At 50.7% G+C, this 18,571-nt stretch carries 17 protein-coding genes and 1 tRNA gene; 12 read left to right on the top strand and 6 right to left on the bottom strand.

Annotation, left to right across the window (positions count from 1 at the left end; all coding sequences use genetic code 11):
• The first annotated feature begins 294 nt into the window (after positions 1–294).
• From C0977_RS07680 to C0977_RS07660, 6 genes are all read left to right on the top strand, one after another.
• Positions 295–1,608 carry an ammonium transporter gene (locus tag C0977_RS07680; protein WP_101912987.1) on the top strand — a complete coding sequence of 438 codons (1,314 nt, stop codon included), beginning with the start codon at positions 295–297 and terminating at the stop codon, positions 1,606–1,608.
• A gap of 41 nt (positions 1,609–1,649) precedes the next feature.
• Entirely contained in the window at positions 1,650–2,012 is a 363-nt protein-coding gene (locus C0977_RS07675) for a P-II family nitrogen regulator (RefSeq protein ID WP_234987623.1), read from the top strand.
• A 35-nt stretch (positions 2,013–2,047) separates the two neighbouring features.
• Entirely contained in the window at positions 2,048–2,344 is a 297-nt protein-coding gene (locus C0977_RS10880; protein WP_159459047.1) for a hypothetical protein, read from the top strand.
• The gene (locus tag C0977_RS07670; protein WP_234987622.1) at positions 2,232–3,122 is read left to right on the top strand and encodes a DMT family transporter; all 891 of its coding nucleotides are present in this window, start codon (positions 2,232–2,234) and stop codon (positions 3,120–3,122) included. Before C0977_RS10880 ends, C0977_RS07670 begins: the two co-directional genes overlap by 113 nt.
• Positions 3,123–3,367: 245 nt before the next feature.
• Positions 3,368–3,748, top strand: a complete 381-nt coding sequence (locus C0977_RS07665; protein WP_101912984.1) for a pyridoxamine 5'-phosphate oxidase family protein — start codon at positions 3,368–3,370, stop codon at positions 3,746–3,748.
• A 72-nt stretch (positions 3,749–3,820) separates the two neighbouring features.
• Positions 3,821–4,030, top strand: coding sequence for a DUF6485 family protein (locus tag C0977_RS07660; RefSeq protein ID WP_101912983.1), 210 nt, complete (start codon positions 3,821–3,823; stop codon positions 4,028–4,030).
• Between the two features lie 43 nt (positions 4,031–4,073).
• Here the strand turns inward: C0977_RS07660 and C0977_RS07655 are convergent, their stop codons facing one another.
• From C0977_RS07655 to murQ, 3 genes are read right to left on the bottom strand one after another with little or no spacing between them, the layout of a single operon-like run.
• A complete protein-coding gene (locus C0977_RS07655) occupies positions 4,074–5,150 on the bottom strand; it encodes a MupG family TIM beta-alpha barrel fold protein (RefSeq protein WP_101912982.1) in 1,077 nt (358 codons plus the stop codon).
• A gap of 2 nt (positions 5,151–5,152) precedes the next feature.
• A complete protein-coding gene (locus C0977_RS07650) occupies positions 5,153–6,565 on the bottom strand; it encodes a PTS transporter subunit EIIC (protein WP_101912981.1) in 1,413 nt (470 codons plus the stop codon).
• Positions 6,555–7,463: an N-acetylmuramic acid 6-phosphate etherase gene (murQ, locus tag C0977_RS07645; RefSeq protein ID WP_101912980.1), complete on the bottom strand. Its 909-nt coding sequence runs from the start codon at positions 7,461–7,463 to the stop codon at positions 6,555–6,557. Before murQ ends, C0977_RS07650 begins: the two co-directional genes overlap by 11 nt.
• A gap of 118 nt (positions 7,464–7,581) precedes the next feature.
• Here murQ and C0977_RS07640 point away from each other — a divergent pair.
• Positions 7,582–7,658: transfer RNA gene (locus C0977_RS07640), tRNA-Arg, on the top strand.
• Positions 7,659–7,932: 274 nt separating this feature from the next.
• Here the strand turns inward: C0977_RS07640 and C0977_RS07635 are convergent.
• The 3 genes from C0977_RS07635 to C0977_RS07625 all read right to left on the bottom strand — a co-directional run bounded on the left by C0977_RS07635 (position 7,933) and on the right by C0977_RS07625 (position 11,163).
• Positions 7,933–9,798, bottom strand: coding sequence for an alpha/beta hydrolase-fold protein (locus C0977_RS07635; protein ID WP_145995083.1), 1,866 nt, complete (start codon positions 9,796–9,798; stop codon positions 7,933–7,935).
• Positions 9,799–9,929: 131 nt separating this feature from the next.
• On the bottom strand, positions 9,930–10,127 hold the full coding sequence (locus tag C0977_RS07630; RefSeq protein ID WP_101912978.1) for a hypothetical protein: 198 nt from the start codon (positions 10,125–10,127) through the stop codon (positions 9,930–9,932).
• A 205-nt stretch (positions 10,128–10,332) separates the two neighbouring features.
• Entirely contained in the window at positions 10,333–11,163 is an 831-nt protein-coding gene (locus C0977_RS07625; protein ID WP_101912977.1) for a LysR family transcriptional regulator, read from the bottom strand.
• 131 nt (positions 11,164–11,294) lie between these two features.
• On the opposite strand from C0977_RS07625, the gene C0977_RS07620 reads away from it, so the two are divergent.
• From C0977_RS07620 to C0977_RS07600, 5 genes are all read left to right on the top strand, one after another.
• The gene (locus C0977_RS07620) at positions 11,295–12,134 is read left to right on the top strand and encodes an aldo/keto reductase (RefSeq protein ID WP_101912976.1); all 840 of its coding nucleotides are present in this window, start codon (positions 11,295–11,297) and stop codon (positions 12,132–12,134) included.
• Between the two features lie 163 nt (positions 12,135–12,297).
• Positions 12,298–13,503, top strand: a complete 1,206-nt coding sequence (locus C0977_RS07615) for a multidrug effflux MFS transporter (protein WP_101912975.1) — start codon at positions 12,298–12,300, stop codon at positions 13,501–13,503.
• 449 nt (positions 13,504–13,952) lie between these two features.
• A complete protein-coding gene (locus C0977_RS07610; protein WP_159459045.1) occupies positions 13,953–15,152 on the top strand; it encodes a dihydrolipoamide acetyltransferase family protein in 1,200 nt (399 codons plus the stop codon).
• 26 nt (positions 15,153–15,178) lie between these two features.
• Entirely contained in the window at positions 15,179–16,585 is a 1,407-nt protein-coding gene (gene lpdA / locus C0977_RS07605; RefSeq protein WP_200814246.1) for a dihydrolipoyl dehydrogenase, read from the top strand.
• 408 nt (positions 16,586–16,993) lie between these two features.
• Positions 16,994–18,559, top strand: coding sequence for an AbgT family transporter (locus C0977_RS07600; RefSeq protein WP_101912972.1), 1,566 nt, complete (start codon positions 16,994–16,996; stop codon positions 18,557–18,559).
• Positions 18,560–18,571: the final 12 nt, after the last annotated feature.

Below are 18,571 nucleotides of genomic sequence, written 5' to 3'. Positions count from 1 at the left end.
TAAATGTACATTGAATTTCATGGTACGGAATTATAAAAGAAGGATTTGATCTGCAAAGAACTTAAATTAATTAAATAAAACGATTGACGAATGAAAAATAGCATAGTATACTCCATAGTAAGTTAGTACTAACTCAAAGTAAATAGGTGGAGACGACGATGTCTTGTTGATTATGGCGTGATGCCGTAATCAACAAGACATTTTTTGTATGATTACGGCGTCGGCAGCTGCAGGCCGCGTTTTGGTCATAAGAGAGAACGTTTCTTATATTCCAAGCAGAGAGAGGGAATGAACATGGGTATAATCGATACCGGCAATACGGCATGGGTGCTTATCAGTGCGGCCTTGGTCTTCTTCATGACGCCGGGACTGGCTTTCTTTTATGGCGGCATGGTTCGCAGTAAAAATGTATTAAGCACAATCATGCACAGCTTTTTTATCGTCGCCATGGTTTCAGCAGAATGGATTATGTTAGGGTATACGCTGGTTTTCGGTAATGATATTAACGGGCTTATCGGCGATCTGGATAAGTTGGGATTAGCCAATGTCGCCGGTAACGTTATCGCCGATGCGGGAATTCCGGAATTGGCTTTCGTTTCTTTTCAGTGTATGTTTGCCGTGATTACACCGGCTTTGATTACCGGCGCTTTTGCCGAACGGATTAAATTCGGGGCGTATGCGCTTTTTACGCTGTTGTGGACGATCTTCATTTATAATCCCATGGCCCATTGGGTATGGGGCGGCGGTTTTTTGGCCAAGTTGGGAGCGCTGGATTTTGCCGGCGGGCTGGTCATTCATATCCTTTCGGGCGTTTCCGGTCTGACGCTTTGCTTGTTACTCGGTAAACGGCATGGCTACGGCAAAGTTCCGATGTTGCCCCATCATTTGCCGATGGTCGTCCTGGGGGCGTCGATCCTTTGGTTCGGCTGGTTCGGATTTAATGCCGGATCTGCCCTGGGCGCCAATGAATTGGCTGCCAATGCGTTCATTACGACGCAGGCGTCGGCTGCTGTGGCGGCCGTATCGTGGGTCCTTTGTGAATGGCTTCATCATGGCAAGCCGACCGTCTTCGGCGCGGCCTCCGGTTGTGTGGCCGGCTTGGTCGCCATTACCCCGGCCGCCGGTTTTGTCGCGCCCTTTCCGAGTGTAATTATCGGGCTCTGCGGTGGGATTATCTGTTATTTGGCCGTAGCGGTGCTGAAGACGAAGGCCGGTTATGACGATTCTCTGGATGCCTTCGGCGTACACGGTATTGGCGGTACGTGGGGGGCGATCGCGACAGGCCTTTGGAGTTCAACGGCCGTTAATCCCGCCGGCGCCGACGGCTTGTTTTACGGCAGCGCGGATACTCTTGTTGCACAATTGATTTCCGTTGTCGTAGCGTATGCGCTGGCTGTTATCGGTTCTGCCGTCATTTTTTATCTGGTTACCTTGGTTACAACCGTGCGGGCAGAAGAAACGGAAGAAATTACCGGGATGGATATCGGCGAACATGGAGAACATGCGTACAACCAATCTATTTTTGCCGCCAACGCTCCGTTGCTCAAGGCGGCAGGTCCTGTATCGGCGCCTTTGGCACATGCCGTACACAGCGGTCCAAATGCGTAGCGACGATATGCGCTGAAGGAGGTTGGCAGTTTATGAGTAAAATGACTAAAATCGACATTATTGCACGGCCTGAAAAATTGGAAGAGTTGAAAGGGGCCTTGAATGCCATCGGCGTTCAGGGGATGACAGTGAGCCAGGTTTTTGGCTGCGGCTTGCAGAAAGGACACACCGAAGTGTATCGGGGACAGGAATACAGCGTCAATTTACTGCCGATGATCAAGCTGGAAACCGTCGTCTGTGAGGTGCCGGTCGAAGACGTTTTGGAAACGGCGCGGCAAACGCTGCAGACCGGAAGGGTTGGAGACGGCAAGATATTTGTTTACACGATCGACGATTGTATGCGGATACGGACAGGGACTCGGGGGTCCAGAGCGATTATTGACGACGAGGTCGTTGATGAATAAACGGTACAGTATGTAAAGGGGAGCAAAAGGAGGCAATGGCGGCCTGCCTGATATACCAATCAGGCAGGCCGCCATTGTGCGGCACGGGGATTGTCGGGCAGATGAGCATTTTGCGTATCGGCAGTTGCCGATTGACACAGCGCGCCGCTTCCAGTAAGATGGATGCGGAAATATCCGTTTCATTAAGATATGAACCGGTATTTATCGTGCCGCTCCGAGTTGACAGCGGCGCAGATAAAGGAGGAGATATTTACGCAGTCCTATATATTATTGCTCCTGGCGACTCTGTTTTGGGCGGGGAATTTTGTCTGGGGGAAATACGTCGTTACTGAAGTGACGCCGTTTCAGCTGACCTATTTGCGCTGGCTTTTTGCCCTCGTCCTTCTGCTGCCGCTGGCGCAGTGGCTGGAAAGGCCGGCGTGGCGCTCTTTTTTGCCGCAGTGGCCGCAGTTGCTGATTTTGGCCCTGGCCGGTTCCTTCGGTTATAATTTTTTTCTGTATACGGCGTTGGAGTATACGACATCATTTCATGCTGCCGTGATCAATACGCTGAATCCGCTTTTTATTTTTATCGGTTCCGCCCTCCTGTTGAAGGAACGGCTGACAAGGCGTCAAACTGCAGGCCTCATCATTTCTTTTATCGGCGTGTTGACCGTTGTGACGAAGGGCGCGGTCTGGCAGATACTGTCCTTTTCCTATAATTTCGGGGATGCCTTGATGTTGCTGTCCGGACTGCTCTGGGCGTTTTATACGATCTACGGCAAAAGGGCGTGCGCCGTTCCGCCGATTACGGCGACGGCGCTGTCCGTTTTTTTGGCTACCGCTGCGCTGACGCCGGCGGCGCTATTGTCGCCGTGGCCGTCGTCCCTCTCCCGAGATGCCCTTATCGGTATGACCTATATCATTATTTTTCCGTCGGCTTTGGCGTTTGTATTCTGGAACCGGGCGCTGCAAACGATAAAGGCGGCGCAAGTCGGTGTTTTTGCCAACTTTGTCGTCATCTTTACGGCTTTGATCAGTTTGCTTTTAGGCAATGCGCTCTTGCCTTCAGAAGTGTTTGGTGCCGTTATCGTTTTAGGCGGCGTTTATTTGACGACGCAGACCGGGTAGCGCCGTATGTTTGTGGCGGCGGAGGGCGTTTGTGAGGACCATTCGCGGTATGCCTGTTTTTCCGCCATCTGTATCCGTATACGATGCTGGCCGGCGGTCTTTTCGCAGGGGTAAATATTTTTTTGTTTTGTTGTAATTCCCCTTGTTAAGCGATGTCAGAGATGGTAATATCAATCACAATCAGGTTAATGTTCACTTCGTTAGCTGACTGTGTTAACTTGGTATATGAGAATGGAGGATGAAAAATGGAAAAAGTTTTAGACGAATTGTTTTACGACTTGTTAAAGCATGAAGGGTCGGTATCGTTCGTATCTTGGGCGAACGGTGATGCCCACATCGTCAATACGTGGAATAATTATCTTCATGTTACAGATGATGAACGCATCTTGATTCCCGCTTTCGGGTTCCGCAAAACGGAAAAAAATGTTAACGAAAATAATCACGTTAAATTAGTTGTCGTTTCCAAACAAGTGCAAGGCGCCATGGGTATGGGAACGGGCGAATACCTCGAAGGTACGGCGGAATTCAAAACGGCAGGCCCGGAATTTGATTTGATGAAACAGCGGTTTGACTGGATGTCCCGCGTCGTGATCGTCACGCCGACGCTTTGCAAACGGACAATTTAAAGTATGTGTGATAACAGGATACGCTGCCAGAGCGTGTCCTGTTTTTAATAAGAATCCATAAAGGAGGAAACGATGGCGAATCGGGCAACGTTTTGTACGTGTACCAATACGGTCTGTCCGTATCATCTGCAGAATCAGGACCAAGGCTGTACGCCGTGTATTGCCAAGAACTTGCGGTTAAAAGAAATCCCGAATTGTTTTTTCAACCTCGTGCCGGGCAGTGAAGGAAGAAAAAACGACCATTTCAGCGACTTTGCCGCAGCGGTACAGCAGAGCGAATAAAAAACACCGTGATATCAGGCGAATATGATATCACGGTGTTTTTTTAGTGTTGCCATTGGAAGATGATTTTCTTTTTATACGGTGCCGCGTCGAGAAGCGGCAAGTCTTCGGCCAGGACGGAAGCGACAATATTCGTCCGTTCTTCAACGGGGAGGTCTGTCAGGACGATTTCGACTTCTCCCATGTAACGGCCGAAGCCTTGATTATCTATCGTGATGTCGCCGCGTTGACGCCTGCGGCGCGGTCCTGCCGGCAGGATGGGAATGTCGCCGGTCAGTGCGCGGCAGCCGGCCGTGCGCAGAACGTAGGCGGATCTGTCGGGACGCAGTGTAAAGGTGCGCTGAAGGAGTCGACGGAGGTGAGGGGCGTCGCTGTGCATCTGGATGCGCAAGACGACGGTGTCGGCATCCATAGGGGCGACGTTGCCTAAGGTGTTGACCTCTTCTGCTGTCGGGGCGGAGTCACCGATAAAAACCGTATCCAGTTGAAGGGCGCTTAAATGACGTACGGCGCGGAGCGTTTCCCAAGAGCGATGATCTTCCACTGTCGGCAGTCCTTCGTAAAGCGGCGCCCGCTTGGTGTTCATACCGGCAATAAAAGCGCCGACGTGGATACCGTAACGATGCAGTAAGGCCGTTTGTTGCGCCGTAAAAGCAGGGGATAAGCCGGTAAAAGGGCGAGGATAAAAGTTGTGCAGACTGTCAATATGGGAAAAATCGGCGCCTGCGGCGCGGAGGGCAAGGAGATCGTCTTCCCGTATCGTCGAGGCATTGAGCTGAACGGTCATGCATTTGCTGAAATACGTCGTTTGGGCAGGTGTGAACCCGGCATCCAGACGAGCTGTCGTAATGCCGCAGGCAAGCAGGGCTTGCGGCGTTACTTCGTCGAACCCTAAGAAGGCGGCTGTTTCCGGGCTGATGTCGGCGATGACGTCCAGCCGGTTTTCCCGGGCGCGGCGCAGTATTTTTTGCAGATCGCAACGGAGTTTCGTTGTATCCGCTTCCGGTATGTGCAGAGAGAGAAAGAGTCGGTCTATCCCGTACGTGCAAGCTAGTGACAGCGTTTTTTCCAATGTTGCGGTACTATCGAGACCGGGATAAAGAGAAAGTCCTGTACGCATTGCTATACCTCGCTTTCAGGCGGGTCGGTGAAGCCGATCAGCCAAGTGGCAACAAAGCCGGTGGCGTAAGCTGTCAACAAGCCCGCTACATAGACGCTCAGGTTTGTCGTAGCGGCAGCTAACGGCAGGCCCGAAATGCCGATGGCGGCGGCGCCGATTCCGTAGGCGGCCTGTACGGCGCCGCCGAATGCGCCGCCGATGCAGGCGCCGATAAACGGTTTGCCCAAAGGCAAGGTGACTCCGTAAATTAAAGGCTCGCCAATGCCCATAAAGCCGACAGGAAGGGCTGAGAGAATCGTTTTTTTCAGGGTATTGTTTTTTGTTTTCCCATAGACGGCGAAGGCGGCTCCGACCTGTCCGGCGCCGGCCATGGCGAGGACCGGCAGAAGAATCGTGACGCCGTAGCGATTGAGCAGTTCGGCGTGAATCGGAGTCAGTCCCTGGTGGATGCCGACCATCACCATGGGCAGAAATGTTCCGCCCAGCACGAAGCCCGTCACGGCGCCGCCGCTGTCAATGGCTGTCGTCGCCGCCGTGCCGATCGCTTCGGAGAGAACGGCGCCGGCGGGCTGACAAATGCCGATGGCGACAGCTGTCGAAATGACGACGACGAGCAAGGGCGTCAGGAACAGATCGAACATATCGGGAACGATGCGGTGCAGTCTCTTTTCCAGCGTCGCCGCGAAGAACGCGATGAGCAGGACGGCGATGATGCCGCCTCGGCCGGGCATCAGGGAGGTGTCGAAAAGCGTGACGGACGAGAGGCCGGGATGGCTGATGACAGCCGCCATGACTCCGCCGAGGATCGGTGTGCCGCCGAATTCGTCGGCCGCCTGGACGCCGACGAAAAGATTCAGTCCCCAGAAGGCGGCGTTGCCGGCAATGGCCAGGAGCTGTACTGTCGGATAAGTCGTCAGCGACGGATCGGCCTTAACGAAAATGTTGACGAGCCCCGTAATCAGGCCGCAGGCGATAAATGCGGGAATAATGGGAACGAAAATATGAGATATTTTTTTCAGCACGTCTCTGCCGGGCGTACTGTTTCTCCGGCGAATGGCTTCGTGCAGCTCTTTGCCGTTGCCGAAACCGGCTCTACCGGCAAGGGCTGCGACGGACGGAGTGCTTTTCGCGGCATCTGCGGCCGGCGATGTCGCCTCTTTTGCCGGTATCGCTGCCAAGAGCGCTTTCAATTCAGCCGTCACCTTGGCCGCCGTGCCCGGGCCGAAGATGAGCTGCCATTCGTCGCCGCTTTTATTGATGCCTTTGACGCCGTCAATCATTTCCAGTTCCTTCGTTGTAAAGGACTCTTCTTTGACGCGGAAACGGAGCCGAGTCATACAGTTGTACGGCTCGATAATATTGTCTTTCGGGCCGATGATACGGTAAATTGCTTCCGCCCTTTCTTTATGTTCCACAGCCGGCCTCCAGTACGTTGCGAATATACCCGCCGTGTCGTTCCAAGGCCGCTGCTGCGGCGGTGGCGGAAAGACCGAGGAGAATCATGACGATCGCCGTTTTGGCGTGACCGTTTGCGGCGGACAATGCTTCCGTCGCCGCCGCGCGGGAACAGGACGCCGCCTCCATGACGATACGGCAAGCTCTTTCTTCCAGCTTTTTGTTCGACGTCTTCACGTCAACCATGAGATTGCCGTAGACTTTGCCCAGGCGGACCATGACTCCTGTAGAAAGCATATTGAGAATCAGTTTCTGCGCCGTACCGGCCTTCATTCGCGTCGAGCCGGTAATAACTTCGGCGCCGACGAGGGCGCAAATGTCGATATCGCTGCAACGACTGATAGGAGCATCGCTGCTGCAGTCGACGGAAATGACGGCAGCGCCGCAGTTTTTGGCATAGGTCAGGGCGCCGATGACGTAAGGTGTTCTGCCGGAGGCGCTGAGTCCGACGACGGCATCGGCGGCGGTGAGGGTGCACGCTGCCAGATCCTGACGGCCGCCGTCGCTATCATCTTCCGCCCCTTCTTGCGCGCAGAACACGGCCGCCCGACCGCCGGCGATCAGGCCTTGTACCAATTCCGGCGCCGTGCCGTATGTCGGCGGGCATTCGGCAGCATCAAGAATACCGAGGCGGCCGGATGTGCCGGCGCCAACGTAAAACAGGCGGCCGCCTCGGCGCAGCCGCTCGGCAATGACGTCGACGGCGGCAGCTATCTGTGGCAAGAGCGGCGTGATCGCAGCTGTCGCTTTTTGATCTTCCGTATGGATGAGACGGATCATTTCCAGCGTGGAGACACTGTCAATTTCGGCAGTCTCAGCATTTCGTTTCTCAGTAGCCAATTTTTCCAATTCCATCATGATGAAAGGAGTCTCCTTTATGTTTTTCTATGATACCGTAAATATCTCAAGTATGGCGATATTTATTCCGTGACAGCATGTTCAATACATGGTATGATAAGACGTAACCATTGTTTATGCGTCCATAGCTCAGTAGGATAGAGCGGTGGTTTCCTAAACCATGTGTCGTGGGTTCGATTCCCTCTGGGCGCACCATTGAAAATACATTGACCATGCGGTTTAAAAAGCATTGACATGCTAAACGTTGCTTGGTAATGAAAGAGATGCTGGCAGAATATTCTGCCGGCATTTTTTTGTACCTGCAAGGAATGCCACTGCAGAAACGCTGGTTACCTGGTTGTTTTAGCGCATAACTGCGCGTTGCTGGACAGCCTTGCGTTCCTGTGAGCTGCCGTTTTAATGGGTGAAACCACAGTGGAGCAGGGGTTCGATCGGACGGCACCTGTCTGCGTGTTCTTTTTAACGGCCTTTATTGCCGTTCTCGCTGCGATCTTTGACTGGCACGCACTCGCTGTAAACCGTCGGCGGCTTCTTTATATCCGGCGCGCGCCGCTTTTTCATACAGCTCTTCACTTATTTGGAGATTTTGCTCTGCACCCAGTCCGCGTTCATATAAACTTGCTAGCGCCGCCATGGCTGGCGCTGCGATGATATCTTCGCGTTTGGCGGCTTCTTTATACCAATGGTATGCCAGCTGAATATTTTGCTTGGTGCCTGTGCCGGTTTCATAGCAGCGGCCAAGGTAGTACATGCTGGTAATATCTCCATTTTCGGCGCCTTTCATGAAATACGTAAACGCTTGTTTGGTCCTTGCCTTCATTTTCCGGTCGCTAAGCGATAATAATCCCAAATAACGGGCCGCTTTTTTATCGCCTTGCTTATCCGCTTTCGTAAAGGCGGCCCAAGCCTTAACGGCATCTTTGGGTGCGCCGTTTTCACCGTTAAAGTAGTTCTTTCCCGTTTCGAAATACTGTCTGGCTTCTTTTTTTAACGCCAGTTGCCTTTGTCGTTTAGCTTCGAATTTGCCGGACGCGGTCGCCGATACGGGTCTTCCCGATTTAGTCTGATTGAACAGCCAATCGCGGATGCCTTCAATGGTATAAGCCACAGACCAGGTATAGGTATGACTGCCGTTTTTAAATACGGAATAATTTATGGTTGCCCCTTTGGCTTCCATGTCCGCCACGTATTGTGCGAAGGTGGCGGCATCGGCAGTGCTGTCCCACAAATATGGCGAAGTCGCCACCTTTCCGCCTGCCTGCCGCCACTTGGAAACAGCTTCGTTCATACTCGGATACGCTTTGGTGTCTCCTTCTGAAACAAGGATCCATAAATTCTTATGCAGCAAGGCGTTCATCTCATCTGTATTCCACTGACAAGCTACGAGGTACTGAGCTGCGAATAGATCCGGGTATCGGTCGCTGATGGCAATGTTGGCTATGCCGCCCTGGGATTGACCTGTACCGTAAATGCGATCTTTATCGACAGGATATGTGGAAATAATGTTTTTCAGTAAATTGGTAACCAGTGTCAATCCTGGTGTCCATTTATTTTCATCTGTAGTCATCATTCCCAAAGAGTTGACCAAGTCTTCGGAGTATTGCGGCGCGACTACGATCGCCTGATGTTTCCGTTGTTCTTCCGCTGTAGCCCAAATGGTGGCGCCGTTGCCTTGGAATAGAGGCGTACGGTCGTTGTTAATATTGGCGCTCGCATCGGCGATAAAGAAAACCAAAGGATATTTTTGCTGCGGCGTATAGTTTTCCGGCAAAAACACAGTATAGCTGATCGTGCTTTTTGTTTCGTTATCCGTATAATGTTTGATGATAAATTTATCAATAATAGAGCTTGTCGCCGTTTCTGCTTTCATGACTTCCGTACTGGCGGGATATATTGTACCGTCTGTCCCTCGGATATTTTTGACTTGTACTACGGAAGCCGTGAGTACCGGCGCCGTCCGGTCGGAATGAAGCGGAGCGTCCGCTTTCTCATTTTCTGCCTTTTTCGGTTTTTTGGGCCCCTGCTTGTCTAAGGGGGATAATGTATTTTTAGTGACCAAATCGACGATGACATACTTGCCGTCTTCGTGTTTATTTCCTGTTTTCGGTTCTACATTGGTATACACGTCGGCCACTTGATGATCGGCAACTTGGAAAGCATCTGCCGCAACGGAAGTATGATCAATGCTGAAGGGATACTGGATGGCTAAGGCTTCAATTTTTTCTCCGTCGCCATATACATTGGGAATCATCACTACCGGCTCTGCTGCAACGCTGCAGGTCGTCATCGCGCCAAGGAGGCACAATAATAAATAGATTTTCGTTTTTATGCGCATAAAATCCTCTTTTCTGCAATTTTGCCATATGGCCATACATTGCTCTAACAGATAATGGAAACAGCCGCGCGTATCGTTGCTGCTTCGGTGTTTTCGTTTCATGCTGCGGCCGCCGGCCGGCAGCGATCTCCCTAACGAAAGAAATCGCCGATGTCCTCACCGTTGCGGCGTATTGGTATTCGCGACAGCGTGCGACGGGTGGTTGCCGCGTCCAATTGTCCCATGCGGGCGTAGCCCAAGACAAGGATAGCGGCGGCAATAAGCCTGCTCCGGTCGTCACGGCGCACGGTCCGTCGTACTTGCACAGGCTGTTGGCGGTCTTGCTGCATATCGCCTCCCAGTAGTAAAAGGATACGTTTATTTTACTACATTTATGAACCGTTTATCTATATGACCGTCTTAGGCAGGCGGAAGATTCGGTTTAATTTTGATCTCACCATCGGTAACGGGAGGAGAGAGTACAGTCTTGTTAGCGCAGGTTAAGCATAGATGTTGATACGGAAGGCAGCCGTTAAACGGTATTTCGCGCCGCTATTATCCGTGATTTTTTTCGAGTGCTGTCTCCCGGTCCACATGGTGTAAATAAAAGGTAACGGTTGCTTCAGGGTTAGAGATAGGGATTGCAATCCTGTCTTTTTTTATGGACCGGAAATCGGCAGAACAGTTGGTAATGAACCGCGGTAAAGAGGAGGTGCGAACCAATTCGTCGAATTCAAATTGATTATTTTGAACTAAAAACTTTGAAGAAGGCATGTATTCCCGGCAGAGACTGTCCCAGAAGCCGATTTCACTGCGCAGCAAAAAATTATAACCGTTTATCTCTTCAAAGAAGACTTCCGATCGGTTGGCCAATTCGTGGTCAGGCCTGACGGAGATAAACAGTTTTTCTGTCAGCAACGGTTCTATCTTGTAGTTACCGTTTTCTAACGGAAAAGGCAAAATTGCTAAATTGATTTGACCGTTCTTTATTTCCGAAAGGATATCTTCCACTTGGCTTATCTGATGAGAGATGATTTTTTGCGGATAAATAGCAGAGAGGCGCGGGAGAATATTCCATAAGGGCATCGGGGCACAAGCGGAAATATAAATTGTCTTTTGCGCCTGATCGAAACGCTGTACATCTTGGATTGCCGTTTCTGCTGTGCGCAGAATTATCTGTGCCGCGCGGACCGCTTTTTTGCCGGTTTCATTCAGTGCGATCTTATTGACGCTGCGGGTAAATAAGGGTACGCCGAAACTCTCTTCTACGTGCTGCATGTTCCGCGAAAGGGAAGGTGCCGAAATCAAGAATGCTTCCGCTACCTTTGCAAGGGTGCCCAGTTCTGCAAAGGCAACGAATTGTTTCAGTTCTTCTAAGTTAACCATGCCTATCCTCCTCGTAGTTTAGGTTTCATAAAATGAAAACTACAATTCATTATGTATAGTGTACACGCAGTATCGACCGTTGTAAAATACAAGCATGAAACGAAGGGTTGCTTTCAGAGGAGGAATTTGCCATGGAATATGTAACGCTGAATAACGGAATTAAAATGCCGAAGTTAGGGTATGGGGTATATCAAACGCCGGCTGAAGAAACGCAAAGGGCCGTAGCAGATGCCATCCGTATAGGCTATCGCAGTATCGATACGGCGCAGGCTTATCGGAACGAATCCGGTGTGGGACGGGCGTTGGCCGCATCGGGGTTACCTCGGGAAGAGTTTTTTATTACGACCAAGGTTTGGATTACGAATGCAGGGTATGAAAAAGCCCGCAATTCCATTCAAGAGTCACTCGAGAAATTACAAAGTCCGTATATCGATTTGTTGCTCATTCACCAGCCCTTTGGCGATTATTACGGAACCTACAGAGCGATGGAAGAAGCCGTAAAAAAAGGACAGGTCCGAGCGATCGGCGTATCTAATTTCGCGCCGGACAGATTTATTGACATGCAGCATTTCGCGCAAATAAAACCGGCCGTCAATCAAATAGAAACCCATGTTTTTCAGCAGCAAAAAGTGGCGCAACGATATTTGAAAAAATATCAATGTCAGATCGAATCATGGGGGCCCTTTGCAGAAGGGAGAAATGATTTCTTCACCAATCCGGCGTTACAGGACATTGGTCAACGATATCACAAGACGGTTGCTCAGGTGGCGCTTCGGTTTTTATTGCAACGGGATGTTGTCGTTATTCCCAAATCCGTTCATAAGGACAGGATGGAAGAGAATTTCAACGTCTTTGATTTCACCTTGTCTGACGGCGATATGGCTGCCATTGATGCCTTGGATCGGGCTCAAAGCCTTTTCTTTAGCCACGCAGATCCGGAAACGGTAGAGTGGTTCATGTCGCGAGTTTAACGGCGCGCTAAGATAGAAAATCTTTTCAGGCGTAAGCGATACTCTCTTTGTTTAAGACCGCCTTTGGCGGAAATATGAATAAAGAGAGTATTTTTATCGCCTGAAAGGAGAAAGGTCCTTTGGTTTTCAGAAAGGATTCAGAAAGGATGATGATTAGATTTATATGGAAAAATTCACGTCTAAAACAGCGGAAGTTATGTTTTTAATCGTCCTAAGCGCTTTTATGGCAGTCAATTCTCTCGCGACAGATGTCTATCTGCCGGCTTTGCCGGTGATGGCCGGAGAGCTGGGGGCCGGTTCAGAGTTTACGATTACAGGATATTTGCTGGGATTTATGATAGCGCAGCTGGTTTGGGGGCCTATCAGCGATAAGATTGGGAGAATTAAGCCTTTAATCGCAGGTTCCGTTATTTTTGTTTTAGGAACTGTCGGCTGCGCAATGTCCACATCCATGCCCGAGCTTGTATGCTGGCGTGTATTTCAAGCGACAGGCGCCTGTGTCGGTCCCATGTTATCGCGGGCGATGATCAGAGATGTCTGTACAGCAAAGGAAGCGGCCGATAAACTGTCGTTATTGACGATGATCATGGCCGTTGCGCCGATTGCCGGACCTTTGCTGGGCGGCATCATTGTCGTCACGTTCTCATGGCAAATAATTTTTTATGCCGTTGCTTGTATTGGCGCGGCGATTGGCTTGATGATTCATGTCCTTCCTGAAACCTTGCCCGAAAACAGGCGGCAAAGTACATCTATGCGCCATGTTTTTAACATATACGGCATGTTGATAAAAGATTTTACGTTTATGAAATACACCTTATGCATAGCGATGTTCTACATGGCCGCCTACGCGGTAATAGCAGGTACGCCGTTCATGTACATTACATATTATGGCATACCTGAGGTATATTACGGATTGCTGTTCGGCTTAAATGTTATCGGCGTTATGGTCGTCAGTTTTTTCAATCGCCACCTCTTACGCCTGTATACGCTGGATGTTTTGTTGAAATATTCTACGGGCATAGCGTCGCTGGCTGTTGTGTTACTGGTCTTTTTCGTGAAAACAACACTGTTAGGCGTTTACGGTGTTGTCGGGGCAATTATCCTGATGTTTTCCATGAACGGGATCATTGCCGCTTGTTCAACGGCGGCGTTGGACCATGTCGGCGATAAGGCCGGAACCGCAGCGGCGCTGATCGGATCGCTGCAATACGGCAGCGGCATTGTTTCAACGTTTTTTCTCGGTCTGATTAATAATCATACGCCTTGGCCAATGCTTACGGTAATCGTTGCCGGTATCTTCTGCTGCACGATATTGGCATGGATGCCGCAGGGAAGGCAGCCATCTACCGTCCGTGTACTGAAGACGTGACAATCGGCGTAGCAGACGCTTGTCAATACGGATACGCCGGGGTTGCCGGTAAAAAAAGAAAAGGACGGTCAGTACTCTATGGGAACCGTGAGGGCGATTGCGTGACGGCAAGTCTCGCTGTCGCCTTTTTTTATTGAGAAAGGACTATGAAAACATAAAGAAATAGAATAAAATATGACGTATAAGATAAGAAAATATTTGCGATTTCATTTTAATTACAATAAAAAACGAGGAAAACTTAAAATGAAGACAGCGCTGTGCCGATGGAATGATTCGGGATGATTAACCGGTTCTGATTGAGGCAGTCCGGTACAACAGGTTGATGCGAAGCCGGCCTTCTTGTGGGCTGCTTATTTCTGCCGTCGTTTCGTAATTGGCCGGACCGTTATCTGCCGGTCAGGCACTGAGGATAAACAGGCGTTTTTATACCGATGAGGGGAGGACAAGACATGGCTAAAATCGTAGTGATGCCCCAGTTGGGGCTGACGGTGACAAAGGGAAAGATCGGCGCATGGCTCAAGGGCGAAGGCGATATGGTGCGTGCCGGCGAAGAGCTGGCCGTTGTCGAATCGGCGGGAGCGACCAATACTATTCAGGCGAGAGATGATGAAGCAGGGTATTTGCTGAAAATCCTTGTTTCTGACGGCGAAGTGGCAGCAACCTCGGCGCCGCTTGCCGTTATCGGAGAAAAAGGCGAAGATATCGGGGCGCTGTTGCAGCGCAGCGGCATTTTGTTGAATGACGGCGCTGTGGCGGCGTCGGACGTGGTCTCGGATCAGGGGGAATATCAGGGCATTGAAGCGATTCCCGGCAAAGTGTCGCCCATGGCAGCCAAGTTGGCGAAGGACCTGCATGTCGATGTCGATGTCCTTTATCACGGACGGCGTGTCATGGAGGCGGACGTCAAGGAGGCGGCCATGGCGAAGGCGACGGAAGATACGGTAAAAGCGGCGAAAAAGGTGACGGAAGATAAGACGAAGGTTGCGCCGCGGCGGCAGACGATTGCCGAAAACATGGTGGCCTCATGGCAGACTTCGCCGGTTATTACATATAATCACAGCGTCGATGTGACGGCAATCAAGGAGATGCGTCGCAAGTTGAACGAGAGTATGCAGGGCGCCGTCCGGATCCAGTACAATCATATACTGATGTATGTCGTGACGAAGGCCTTGCAGGATTTTCCCGATGTGAACGCCAGCTTCGAAGACAATATGCTGACCCGGCACCGTTACATCAATATGGGATTGGCCGTAGCCAAAGATGATGGTCTGATTATTCCCAATGTTAAGAATTGTGAACAGCGGACACTGACGGACCTTGCCAACGAGGCAGCACGGCTCGTTGCCGCCGTGCGCAATGAGCAGATCGGTGTCGACGATATCAGCGGCGGCACCTTTACCATTACGAATTTGGGCGCGTACGGCATTACTTCGTTCAGTCCGATTATCAATCAGCCGGAATTGGCTATTCTCGGGGTCTGTGCCATTGTGGATACGCCAGTCAGAAGCGTTGGCGGAGAAATCATTTTCAAGCCGTTGATGAACCTTTCCCTGACGGCGGATCCCCGCGTTATTGACGGTATGATGGCGGCGAAGTTCTTGGATCGGATCGCTGAATTGCTGGAAAATCCATGGCTTCTCTTAGCGTAGGAACGGCGGGAATTGGAGGTGTTGACATGAGTGATACGAAAAGACGAATTGTTGTTATCGGCGGCGGGCCTGGCGGTTATGTGGCGGCGATCCGCGCGGCGCAAATGGGTTCGGCTGTTACCCTGATCGAACGGGAGCGTATTGGCGGGACCTGTGTGAATATCGGTTGCATTTCGACGAAATGCCTGCTCCACAGCGCCGAATTGCTGGAAACGATGCGCAAGGAAGGACCTGCCGTCGGCATTAAAGCGGATAATCTGTCCGTCGATTTTGGACAGGTCATGAACCATAAAAATGATATTGCCAAAAAAATGGGAGACAGTATTCGCTCCCTACTGGCAAGCTATGGCATTGATATCGTCGAAGGGGCGGCAGCCTTCACCGGTCCCGGCAAATTGGCCCTGAAAAAAGTTGACGGCACGACGGAGCGGATGAAGGGCGACGCGTTTATTATCGCAACGGGGTCGATAAATGATGTGCCGCCTATTCCGGGGTTGAAGGAGTCCCCGTATTGTCTCGATTCGACCGGCGCCTTGGCACTGACAGAGCTGCCGTCGTCCATGATTGTTATCGGCGGCGGCGTTATCGGGATGGAACTGGCCTGTGCCTACGCCGCATTCGGAACGCAAGTCGACGTTGTCGAAGCGGCGGAACAGGTTTTGCCGATGCTGGATTCGGATATTACGGATATCGCCGTCAAGAATATGGAGAAAATAGGCGTTCGCTTTCATGTTGCCTCTCCCGTACAGTCCATTGAAGGAAATCGCGTTTGTTGTAAACGCGCCGACGGTACGGAACTGACGCTGCAAGCGGATAAGATTTTGGTGGCGACCGGGCGCAAGGCCAATACGGCCGATCTTGATCTGGACGCTTGCGGGATCAAGCATATACGGGGCCAAATTATCGTGACGGACAGTATGGAAACGAACATTTTCAATGTGTACGCTATCGGGGACTGTGTTTTCGATAAAGTGCGGCTCGCGCATACGGCGTCGGCCATGGGAGAGGTGGCGGCGGAAACGGCTTGCGGCCATCGCGTTTACTATAACGAAACGACGAATCCGACTTGTGTATACGTTGCGCCGGAAGCGGCCGTTGTCGGTTTGACGGAAAAGGATGCAAAGGCGCAGGGAATTGAATATCTTGTCGGCACGTTCCCGATCATGGGCAACGGCAAGGCGATGATCCTGAACGGCGGCGAAGGGTTGGTCAAGATATTGACGACGCCGAAGTACAAGAAGATCCTGGGAATGCAGATCATCGGTCCGCGGGCAACGGATCTGATCAGCGAAGGTGCGCTGGCGATTCGTTTGGAAGCGACGGTAGACGAATTGATTTCCACCATTCATTCACATCCGACGGTGACGGAAGCAGTGCGGGAAGCCGCGTTGGATGTATTGAACAGAACGATTCACATGCCGCCGAAGAAATGACGGAGAAAAAAATACGGACAGTTCTCAAGGAGAGCTGTCCGTATTTTTTTTCGTCTTGAGAGGCAATCGTGATGCGTTTTATATCCTCAGGATAAGACCGTCTTTTCAAAAACGCACGTCCCAGCCGCAAAATCCGTTGACAATGGACATATGTTTGCGTTATAGTTGAAAGGCAAACTCTTCATTTCGCCGTTTTCGCGGCAGCGTCCTGCTGTCGGCGGGTTTTCTGGTTGGCTAAGCCTTTGCGGTGAGCAGGCGGCTTTACGAAGATGGAGGGACGATACGCGTGTGCCGGGACCTTGTTTTCACAAATGCAAGGGCAATATAAAAGGCCTGTGCAAAAATGGGCATTTATTATATTTAGCAGTACATGAAAGACACTCTATTTCCATGAAAGGATGATGAAGAATGACGGACAGTAATTCGACAAGTGTGAAGACGGCGGAAGTTGGTGGGTTTTTAGGTTGGATCGAGCGGATAGGAAATAAAATTCCCGATATAACGATGCTGTTTATTGCCGCCTTTTTTATTACGTGTATTATTTCGGCAGCGTTATCGCAGGTCACGTTTTCCTATGTAAATCCGGCGAACGGTAAAGTTATTGAAATTAATAATATGTTAAGCGGAACCGCCTTGGTCACGTTAATGACGAAAATGGTTCAAAACTACGTGTCTTTCCCGCCGCTGGGCATGGTCATTGTCGCGACCTTAGGGATCGGCATTGCCGACGGATCCGGGTTCATTAATACGGGACTCAAAAAGATTTTATCCGTTACGCCTAAATTTTTGCTGACGCCCATTGTCATCGTCGTAGGCATGTTGAGTCATATCGCGCCGGATAGCGGGTACATGATTATTATCCCTATTGCGGCATATTTGTTTTACGCGTCCGGAAAACACCCGCTGGCAGGTGTGGCGGCGTCCTTTGCCGGTATTGCCGGCGCGTTTGCGGCAAACTATACGCCTTCGGCTATTGATCCCGTTATACAGGGATTTACTCAATTGGCGGCTCAGATTATTGATCCGGCTTATGAAGTTAATGTGTTATGCAATTACTTTTTTGCTTTCGGATCTACGTTTGCCGTCATCCTTTCCTGTTGGTGGGTTACGGAAAAGATAACGGAACCTTGGTGCCGGAAAGCGTGTCCGCTTAATGAAGATATGGATCTTTCGAGCGAAGAATTGACGGTAATCACGCCAAGAGAAAATAAAGCTTTTTATGTGGCCAGCTTCGTTCTGATCGCTATGTTGGTGGGTCTGGCAGTCGCTTTGCTGCCGGAGAATTCCATTCTGCGGGATCCTGCCGGGAATATAGCCAGTTTTAAAGCGCCTGTTATGCAGTCTATCGTTGCGATCATATTCTTGCTTTTTGCCGTTACCGGTATCGTGTATGGCGTGATTAGCGGTAAGTTCAGAAGCTCCCAGGATTTTACGCACTCCATGGAAGAAATAACCAAGACCTTGATTCAGCTTATCGTCTTTTATTTTTTTGCGGCTCAATTCATGTATGCCTTCGGCGCTTCTAACTTGGGAGCCTTGTTGGCCGTATCGGGAGCGGAGTTTTTGAAATCCTTGGCCTTGCCGCCGCAAGTTACAGTTTTTGGCGTCATTGTATTTGTTGCGTTCCTGAACTTGATTATTACCTCGGCTTCGGCAAAGTGGGCCATTTTGGCGCCCATCTTCGTGCCCATGCTGATGTCTGTCGGTATTGCGCCCGAATTGACGCAATGCGCGTTTCGTGTCAGTGATTCGGCTGTCAACGTTTGCACGCCGATGTTTGCCTTTTATCCGCTGATCATTATTTATTGCCAGAAATTTTGCAAGAACACCGGCGTCGGGACGTTGAGCAGTCTGATGCTGCCCTATACGATCGCGCTGTTGATCGTCTTAACCATCATGTTGTATTTGTTCTGGGGCTTAGGCATTCCTCTCGGATTCCAAGCCGATTATAGTTATCCGCGCAGCATGTTCTAAGGATTGGATAGG

This window comes from Megasphaera vaginalis (ex Bordigoni et al. 2020), assembly GCF_900240295.1.
In the GTDB taxonomy this organism is placed as follows: Bacteria; Bacillota; Negativicutes; order Veillonellales; family Megasphaeraceae; genus Megasphaera; species Megasphaera vaginalis.
The sequence above is the reverse complement of the archived record's forward strand: the minus strand, read 5'-3'. Positions and strand labels throughout refer to the sequence as shown.

Excerpts from the sequence above, each read along its gene's own strand:
- murQ (WP_101912980.1), bottom strand. The coding sequence starts at position 7,463 with ATGATGGAATTGGAAAAATTGGCTACTGAGAAACGAAATGCTGAGACT.
- C0977_RS07665 (WP_101912984.1), top strand. The coding sequence starts at position 3,368 with ATGGAAAAAGTTTTAGACGAATTGTTTTACGACTTGTTAAAGCATGAA.
- C0977_RS07620 (WP_101912976.1), top strand. The coding sequence starts at position 11,295 with ATGGAATATGTAACGCTGAATAACGGAATTAAAATGCCGAAGTTAGGG.
- C0977_RS07615 (WP_101912975.1), top strand. The coding sequence starts at position 12,298 with ATGGAAAAATTCACGTCTAAAACAGCGGAAGTTATGTTTTTAATCGTC.
- C0977_RS07660 (WP_101912983.1), top strand. The coding sequence starts at position 3,821 with ATGGCGAATCGGGCAACGTTTTGTACGTGTACCAATACGGTCTGTCCG.
- C0977_RS07630 (WP_101912978.1), bottom strand. The coding sequence starts at position 10,127 with ATGCAGCAAGACCGCCAACAGCCTGTGCAAGTACGACGGACCGTGCGC.
- C0977_RS07600 (WP_101912972.1), top strand. The coding sequence starts at position 16,994 with ATGACGGACAGTAATTCGACAAGTGTGAAGACGGCGGAAGTTGGTGGG.
- C0977_RS07655 (WP_101912982.1), bottom strand. The coding sequence starts at position 5,150 with ATGCGTACAGGACTTTCTCTTTATCCCGGTCTCGATAGTACCGCAACA.
- C0977_RS07635 (WP_145995083.1), bottom strand. The coding sequence starts at position 9,798 with ATGCGCATAAAAACGAAAATCTATTTATTATTGTGCCTCCTTGGCGCG.
- lpdA (WP_200814246.1), top strand. The coding sequence starts at position 15,179 with ATGAGTGATACGAAAAGACGAATTGTTGTTATCGGCGGCGGGCCTGGC.
- C0977_RS07680 (WP_101912987.1), top strand. The coding sequence starts at position 295 with ATGGGTATAATCGATACCGGCAATACGGCATGGGTGCTTATCAGTGCG.
- C0977_RS07625 (WP_101912977.1), bottom strand. The coding sequence starts at position 11,163 with ATGGTTAACTTAGAAGAACTGAAACAATTCGTTGCCTTTGCAGAACTG.
- C0977_RS07675 (WP_234987623.1), top strand. The coding sequence starts at position 1,650 with ATGACTAAAATCGACATTATTGCACGGCCTGAAAAATTGGAAGAGTTG.
- C0977_RS07610 (WP_159459045.1), top strand. The coding sequence starts at position 13,953 with ATGGCTAAAATCGTAGTGATGCCCCAGTTGGGGCTGACGGTGACAAAG.
- C0977_RS10880 (WP_159459047.1), top strand. The coding sequence starts at position 2,048 with ATGGCGGCCTGCCTGATATACCAATCAGGCAGGCCGCCATTGTGCGGC.